Origin of the sequence: Enterobacter soli ATCC BAA-2102, assembly GCF_001654845.1 — a bacterium.
GTDB classification, from domain to species: Bacteria; Pseudomonadota; Gammaproteobacteria; order Enterobacterales; family Enterobacteriaceae; genus Enterobacter; species Enterobacter soli.
In genome coordinates, this window is the sequence record NZ_LXES01000016.1 from 37,975 (window position 1) to 45,799 (window position 7,825).

8 protein-coding genes and 2 pseudogenes are annotated in these 7,825 nt (G+C 50.5%); 1 reads left to right on the plus strand and 9 read right to left on the minus strand.

What is annotated here, in order from left to right:
* The first annotated feature begins 95 nt into the window (after positions 1 to 95).
* Positions 96 to 1,433, plus strand: a complete 1,338-nt coding sequence (adeP, locus tag M987_RS05810) for an adenine permease AdeP (RefSeq protein WP_140418967.1) — start codon at positions 96 to 98, stop codon at positions 1,431 to 1,433.
* A 90-nt stretch (positions 1,434 to 1,523) separates the two neighbouring features.
* Here adeP and M987_RS05815 read toward each other — a convergent pair whose 3' ends face one another.
* The 9 genes and pseudogenes from M987_RS05815 to M987_RS25020 all read right to left on the minus strand — a co-directional run.
* Entirely contained in the window at positions 1,524 to 2,090 is a 567-nt protein-coding gene (locus M987_RS05815; protein ID WP_014072446.1) for an NADPH-dependent FMN reductase, read from the minus strand.
* A 36-nt stretch (positions 2,091 to 2,126) separates the two neighbouring features.
* Positions 2,127 to 2,873, minus strand: coding sequence for a 4'-phosphopantetheinyl transferase family protein (locus M987_RS05820; RefSeq protein ID WP_014072447.1), 747 nt, complete (start codon positions 2,871 to 2,873; stop codon positions 2,127 to 2,129).
* 141 nt (positions 2,874 to 3,014) lie between these two features.
* Positions 3,015 to 3,978, minus strand: a pseudogene (gene yidZ, locus M987_RS05825) (HTH-type transcriptional regulator YidZ).
* Positions 3,947 to 5,122 carry an MFS transporter gene (locus tag M987_RS05830; RefSeq protein ID WP_014072448.1) on the minus strand — a complete coding sequence of 392 codons (1,176 nt, stop codon included), beginning with the start codon at positions 5,120 to 5,122 and terminating at the stop codon, positions 3,947 to 3,949. Before M987_RS05830 ends, yidZ begins: the two are co-directional and overlap by 32 nt.
* Positions 5,123 to 5,681: 559 nt before the next feature.
* A complete protein-coding gene (locus M987_RS05835) occupies positions 5,682 to 6,002 on the minus strand; it encodes a hypothetical protein (protein ID WP_128738945.1) in 321 nt (106 codons plus the stop codon).
* Between the two features lie 5 nt (positions 6,003 to 6,007).
* Positions 6,008 to 6,388, minus strand: a complete 381-nt coding sequence (locus M987_RS25010; RefSeq protein ID WP_088201854.1) for a type IV secretion protein Rhs — start codon at positions 6,386 to 6,388, stop codon at positions 6,008 to 6,010.
* Between the two features lie 49 nt (positions 6,389 to 6,437).
* Positions 6,438 to 6,923, minus strand: a complete 486-nt coding sequence (locus tag M987_RS25015) for an RHS repeat domain-containing protein (RefSeq protein WP_071881280.1) — start codon at positions 6,921 to 6,923, stop codon at positions 6,438 to 6,440.
* 110 nt (positions 6,924 to 7,033) lie between these two features.
* The gene (locus M987_RS23765; protein WP_014072450.1) at positions 7,034 to 7,411 is read right to left on the minus strand and encodes a hypothetical protein; all 378 of its coding nucleotides are present in this window, start codon (positions 7,409 to 7,411) and stop codon (positions 7,034 to 7,036) included.
* Positions 7,408 to 7,825: pseudogene (locus M987_RS25020) on the minus strand (hypothetical protein); the annotation flags it as partial. The gene M987_RS23765 and the pseudogene M987_RS25020, both read right to left, overlap by 4 nt.

A 7,825-nucleotide genomic window follows, 5' to 3' on the forward strand; every position in this document is an offset into this window, starting at 1 on the left:
AAATTCAATGAAAAAAAGTACCCTATAACCGCCCTTATTGTCGCATTTTGGTATAGGATAGCGACGAATTTTCCCTCCTTGTTCGGAAATTGATGATGAGTCAACAACACACTACCCAGACATCTGGTCAGGGTCTGCTTGAGCGCGTGTTTAAACTGCGCGAGCACGGCACAACGGCACGCACCGAAGTGATCGCCGGTTTCACCACCTTCCTGACGATGGTCTATATCGTTTTTGTTAACCCACAAATTCTGGGCGTTGCTGGCATGGATACCAGCGCCGTCTTCGTAACGACCTGTCTTATCGCGGCCCTCGGCAGCATTCTGATGGGTGTGTTCGCGAACCTGCCTGTTGCGCTGGCACCGGCAATGGGTCTGAATGCCTTCTTCGCGTTTGTTGTGGTTCAGGCGATGGGCCTGCCGTGGCAAGTGGGTATGGGCGCTATCTTCTGGGGCGCGATTGGCCTGCTGCTGCTGACCATTTTCCGCGTACGTTACTGGATGATTGCCAATATTCCTGTGAGCCTGCGAGTGGGTATCACCAGCGGTATCGGTCTGTTTATCGGCATGATGGGTCTGAAAAACGCCGGTGTTATCGTGGCTAACCCGGATACGCTGGTCAGCATCGGTCATCTGACCTCGCACAACGTGCTGCTGGGCGTGCTGGGCTTCTTTATCATCGCTATTCTGGCGTCCCGTAACATTCATGCGGCAGTGCTGGTGTCCATCGTGGTGACAACGCTGCTGGGCTGGATGCTGGGTGATGTTCACTACAACGGCATCGTTTCTGCGCCACCGAGTGTAACCACCGTGATTGGTCACGTTGATCTGGCGGGCTCCCTGAACCTGGGCCTGGCGGGCGTGATTTTCTCCTTTATGCTGGTCAACCTGTTCGACTCCTCCGGTACGCTTATCGGTGTGACCGACAAAGCAGGCCTGGCAGATGAGAAGGGTAAATTCCCGCGCATGAAGCAGGCGCTGTTCGTTGACAGTATCTCTTCCGTTGCGGGCTCCTTTATCGGTACCTCTTCTGTTACCGCTTACATCGAATCCTCTTCCGGGGTCTCTGTTGGTGGCCGTACCGGTCTGACCGCAGTTGTGGTTGGTATTCTGTTCCTGCTGGTGATTTTCCTTTCTCCGCTGGCGGGGATGGTTCCACCGTATGCGGCAGCAGGTGCGCTGATTTATGTGGGCGTGCTGATGACATCCAGCCTGTCACGCGTGAAGTGGGAAGATTTAACCGAAGCAGTTCCCGCGTTTATTACTGCGGTAATGATGCCGTTCAGTTTCTCGATTACCGAAGGTATCGCGCTGGGCTTTATCTCTTACTGTGTGATGAAGATCGGTACCGGTCGTTTCCGCGACCTCAGCCCATGCGTTATCGTTGTGGCGCTGCTGTTTGTGCTGAAGATTGTGTTTATTGATGCCAAATAAACAGCAAGCCCTTTTCAAAGAAAAGGGCTTTAGTGTTTGCACCCTCTCCCGTGGGAGAGGGCTGGGGTGAGGGCAACAGGCCGCTCCGGCTTACGCTTTCACCCGCTTAATATAATCGCCAAACGCCGTCAGCTGACCTGCCAGATGATCCCGCGTGCTTTGATCAACCACTTCACCCGTTTGCGGGTCGACCTTGTTCTGAATCACGCCGCCCATAAATTCCGGCTTGTTCATAACCATCGCATCCAGGAATACCAAAATCTGGCGCAGATGATACTGGCAACGCGCGCCGCCAATGGCGCCCATAGAGCTGGTCTGAATCAGCACTGGCTTACCAGACAGCGGCTGCTGGGGTAAACGGGATAACCAGTCAATCGCGTTCTTCAGGCCACCAGGCACCGAATAGTTATACTCTGGCGTAACGATAACGACGCCGTCAGCCTGGCGAATCTGCTCTGCCAGCGCTTCTACGCTCTGTGGAAAACCGTCTTCCTGCTGAACATCGGCATCATACAGTGGGATATCACCAATAGACGGCAGCGCTGAAACGTCCATTCCTGCCGGAGCCAGCTGTGGAAGAGAACGGGCAACCATCCCGTTAAATGAACCTTTGCGCAGGCTTCCCAGTAACGTAACAACTTTCAACGTATCAGACATGATTACTCCTTTTTCATCATGATGGCCCTGGATGGGTCAGTTAAGGGTAAGAGCTTTTTCTGCCGGTAAACTGGTTAATCTCATTAAACGTGCGGCAGGTTCATTAGCGCGCGCCGGGACATCAGGAAGACTATGCCACCCGCGGCTACTGTCAAATTCCCAAATTTTGAGGCGTTCAATGGCCGGCGTCACGGCAATTGACCAAATCAGAACATCTTCCGCATCACTGAGTGCCTCAACCAGTGCCGCTTTTGAGGCGCGCAAACGGCCGGAGCCGGGCAACAGCTGAAGCAGCCGGGCATCATCAGATGCACAGCCTGATAATTTACGAATACTCTGGCGCAGCGTGATGAGCTGCGCCTTTGCTTCACTGGGATCGTTCTGGTTACGGATCCACAGTTTTTCGTTGCTTGAGAGCGGGTATTCATCAAGCGTATTCACTCCCAGGAAACCGGTGGTTGCTCGCTGGAGTTCCATATCCAGCCCGCAATCGCCTTCGGTGGTGAGGGCTACGCCAATAATGTTGCCGGTGTAAGAGATAGAAAAGCGGGGAAGTTCCGGGTCAGCAAAGACCGGGCGGCCTTCTGGCTGGGTAATGATATCCGGCAGCTCGCTGGTGCCGTACAGCATAAACATCAGCTCCGCGAGCAAGGCTCTGGAGGCTAAAAAGCGCGTCCGGCGATGTTCGGGGAGTTTGAGTGCCTCACTGTGACACTCTGAAGAAATTCTGGCCGATACGAGGCGTCCTTCTGTGAGTATCCCTCTTGCAAAGTGCGTTGCCATTTTTCGCTCCTTGATAATGGTCGTATTCGGTTAAACGGTTACATCATTATCGCTTAACTTCTCCTCTGTTTTAATCAGTAAATGGCAGTAAGAGAAGCCTGAGGACCGAACTTTACATTTTCTTAGGCAAAAATAGGATCGCTAGCTCAGTGGGGAGCCATACAGTGCCTTAATCGTCTCTCTGAGCCAGAGGATTTTCGGGTTGTGGCTGTTACGTTTATGCCAGATAAGCGTGAAGGGCACGGTCAGTTTTTCTGCCTGTGCTTCATCGACAGGAATAGGGAGTGCAATCAACTTACGCTGGTGGAGTTGATTGTAGTGATGGCAGTAGTGCGGAGCGGTGGCAATATAGCTATGGCCCGGCTGCGCTGCCATAAACATCGACTGCTCGAACCCGGGCAGGCTCATGGCGATATTCCGCTCGCGGCCCATCTCTCTTAGCACTTCATCGAGTGCCCAGGTATCGCTACGTTCCCAGTAAATACTGATATGCGGGTAGCGCAGGAAGGTGTCGAGATCCCACGTTTCCTGAAGCGCCGGGTGATCTTCCCGCAGATAAACACAAGGGCGGTCGCTGAACAGGATTTCATAGTCGATAAACCACGGCATCAACTTAAGTAACTCGCGGGAGCGTGGGTGCGTTTCACGCCCGGTAAAGCCGAGGTCGACCTCGCCACGCGTAATCGCATCCAGCGAATCGTAATCCCACTGCCGCATCTTTACCGTGGCCTGCGGGTAACGTTGATTCACCTGCTCCAGCAGAGCATTGAAGCGGGATCAACATCAGCGGCGTTTCCGCTGCCATTTCGAATGTCAGGCCGCCCGGTGAGTCATGGTGAAATTTATCGAGGATCTGATTACCAATCTGCATCCAGTCGGCCAGATCCTGCTCCAGACTCACCGTCAGCGGTGTAGGCAGCAGCCCCAGCGGGGTTTTCACAAACAGCGGGTCCTCAAACCAGTCGCGCAATTTCGCCAGTGATTTACTCACTGCCGACGGTGTGACGTTCATCCGCTTGGCGGCTTTGGTCACGCTGCGTTCCTGCAACAGAAGTTGCAGGGTTAACAACAGGTTAAGATCGAGGCTGCTGATGGGCTTCTTCATAATGTGCGGCGGTCTGTATCACCAGAAGTAAAAGAATGCAGAGTATGCTACAGCCAATCAGTATCCCGATCAGCATATTCAACGCGTTAAGACCAAGAACGGCCGCCAGCCAAATCCACAGTGAGGAGCCGCAGACCTGGGCAATACCCAGTACCGAACTTGCTACGCCCGCGCGCAGTGAGAATGGGCCAAGCGCCTGGCTCATCGCCACGCCAAACCCAACGGAGAATCCTGCGCAGATCAGGGTAATGCCTGCCAGCATAATGGCATGTGAGTGTGTGGTGGCCAGAATCACACCCGCCGCCAGGAAAAGCACCTGAGAGGTGAGCATCAGCGTGCGCTGACGGAAAATATTCAGGGCAAAAGGCGTTGAGAACGAAACGGCCATGCTGACCATCGCCGTCGCTGCCATTACCGTGGAATATTCTCCGCGATCGAATCCCATCGTCTCCATCAGCAGTACAGGGGAAACGTTTACATAGGTCAGGATCACCGCCACGCTGAGGGTTGTGACGAGCAAACGGCTGATGAAAAAGCGGTTCAGGAGCTTTTCCGCCGGGTTAATCGTCGCGTTATGCCCTGCATTCTGCGCGCCGGGATGTGTCTCTTTAAGCACCGCGACAGACAGAATAAAGACCAGCCCGCCCATCGCCGCCATTGTCCAGAACAGGCTCTGCCACGGGAACTTAAGCATAATCAGATAGCCCACAACGGGCGCCAGCACGGGAATAATGCAGGTGATGCCATTCATCATGGAGAGCACTTTGGCGCGTCGCTGGGCATTTAAGGTATCGCGCAAAATGGCAAAGGCCACCACGTAGCAACCGCCAGCGCCAATGCCCTGAATAAAGCGCCCGGCCAGGAACAGACTGCTGTCCTGAGCCATTGAACACAGAACAGAAGCCAGCGCAAAAATCACCGCACCGGTAATGGCGACAGGCTGCCGTCCCGCTTTGTCCGCAATTCTCCCTGCAAATACCATCGACGACGCCATCCCTGCGAGATAGGCCGAAAACGCAATGTGAAGTTGTGCTTCGCTCGCGCCCAGATCGTGGGCGATGTGCGGTAAACCCACCAAATACATATCAATACCTGACGGATAAAGCAGAACCAGTGCAAAACTACAAAACAGAAAACGAGCCATAGATCCCCCATAGATGCTGGCAAGCAGAATAGGGGGGGGAAGGGGATTAAGCGAGTTGCCATTTGGACAATCGTGATTTCCTGGGAGGAAATCACGATGCAACGATGACAATTGCAATATGCGGGAATTACAGAAAAAGAATGCTAAGGTTAAACTGATGATGAGCGAAATCTGGCTGAAATGACAGCTACCGCAGGCTGTGGATAAAAACCCTGCATATTTTTATATTATTTTATAAAACCGAACTGTGGGAGTTTACCACATAAATTCAGAATTTTGCCTGATATATTGCTCATCTGTTACAGGTGACTATAAATAGAGGGCAGTGTTAATTCTAAGCATAATCCCGCCGTTTGTTATTCTATTATTCCACATGTATAGGGTGTAGGGGGGGACGGACGATAACGAGGCAGCAGGGCGCTGCGCGAGCAACGTTATCAGGTGCGGCAGGTGGTGAAGGGATTAAGGATGCGATTGTTTAGTGGGCTGAACAATCGCGGTTAAATAAAAAATAATCCGGGGGGCTTATTTTTCGTCCGGATTTCTCTCATTAAATATATTACCGTTCTTCTATATGATATGTATCTATATCAGTCCAGTATATTATTTTATACTTCCCAAAATTATTTTTTTGTTCTTTATAGTATTCCATTACTTCCGATGGATACCAACCATGCCCATAGAGGAAAAGAGCGTTCTCATTAATTAACGTCTTTATGACTCTTTGTTTATCCTCATCATCATGAACAGATAAGATCATAAATTGGTCCATCGTTGAAAATCCTATCAACTTCATTTTATCGATCAGGTTTTGCCCGAACACCCTAATCTTGATAGGGTTTCCAGCTATATCAATCACGATAATGGAATCATTTGGCATCTTATTCAATTTACATTCACCCGTATAGTTACTGGAGTTGATGTTGGCACAGAGTTTATAACCATTTCAGGTGCTCCGCCCGGTAAATGCTGCCCTGGCCCCAAGAAGTAATCATTACCTTTTAATGGGCTTCGTGGTTGCATATTAGAGATTCCGTCAATTCTTCTAATATTAAACCTATCGCTTAAAGAGCCAGGAGATAGCCCTATATCTTCTTCAATGGTTGCTGCTAGAGATTTAGAAATAGTCACCTCACCATTCTGAATTGTATTAAAATATTTTAAAGCACCATCCTTATCCGTAACAAATGTACCATCTCGTCCAATTTCAGGGAATTGATCCCAACTTTTGGGGCTTATATTATATCCTACATCATCCTGCAACATTTGAGCCTGTCGCGCTCTCGCACTATCAACCTTACATAGTCCAAGTGGATCAATATATTTCAGCGGATCCGGCACATACGCATACTGATTCAGCCCCCCCCGCCAGCCCCACCGGGTCCGGACTCAGGTACCGCCCGACCCCCGGGTCATAATACCGGTGCCTGTTGTAGTATAACCCACTTTCCGCGTCATGATACTGCCCCTGAAAGCGCAGCGGCTGATTTATCCCTGCCGTATCAACATGATGCACCTGACCGTAGCTGCGCAGCATGGCAGACCATACAACGCGGCCCCGGACATCGCGCAGCTCCAGCGGCGTGCCGAGGTGGTCGCAGACGTAGTGATATACCCCAGCATTCGTCTCCCGTCCGCAGAGCATGAGCAGCGGGCGGAAGTCATGCTCATCTTCATACAGCCACACGCGATGTGTCGTATCGTGGAGTGCCTCCTGCAACTGCGGGTTATCCGGCAGACTGCCGCGCCAGAAGCGTCCGGCATCACACTCGCAGAGCAGGCGCTCACCCTGCCAGAACATGAGTTCGTCCACCCGGCGCGGTGTGAATGCGGTGGCGGCAAGGTGCCCCTGCTCATCATTGCTGAATAAAAATAAGCTGGGAAGATTTTATAATCTTCCCAGCTTTTTAGTTAAAGCTCAACCGGATATAATGACACATTATTTACAGGCGTAGAAAAAGAGACATATTTAATTGTGCCTGGAGATGAATTAACATCTAAAAATATGACTTCACCACCTAGCGAGACAGTTAAAACACCATCGTTCTCATAAGATAATATCTGTGCAGTGAATGACAACTCATTATCCAACATCTTGATGGTGGAAGTTTTTTTATTTGTACTATTTATATTTACCCCCCATTCAAACATATCATCAACATCTAACTCAACATGATAACAACCACCCACTTTTGGGGATTCCCCGCACCATATAGCCACTCCCTTACCTAAAGATGAGATGAACTTTACTTTATTTTCATGAACGTCCACTATCGTTATATTTGTCATTTTAATATAGGCACCCTCACAACAACATTATCGACATTCATTACATTATTTACAGAATCTAATGTCCATATTTCTTCATGATAATGATGTTTAGTTGGTTTACTATTCATTTCATGATTACCATAGCGAATACTTCTTTTACCGTCAGCCGATACTATTCTGTCTGGGTCTGGTAACCCCGTTCTGGGATGAGTATTTGTATGAGGGACTGGGCCAAGGAAATCATCCCATAGGTTAAGGGCATCTTCCGGTTTAACTGCTTTAGGTGCATAGGTTTCATTGTGGTATCCCTGTCCGGGAGGAGTTTGATTTGTTCCACCTGTTCCGCCGCAACTAAGACCTAACGGATCTATCCACGACAGCGGATCCGGCACATACGCATACTGATTCAGCCCCCCCGCCAGCCCCACCGGA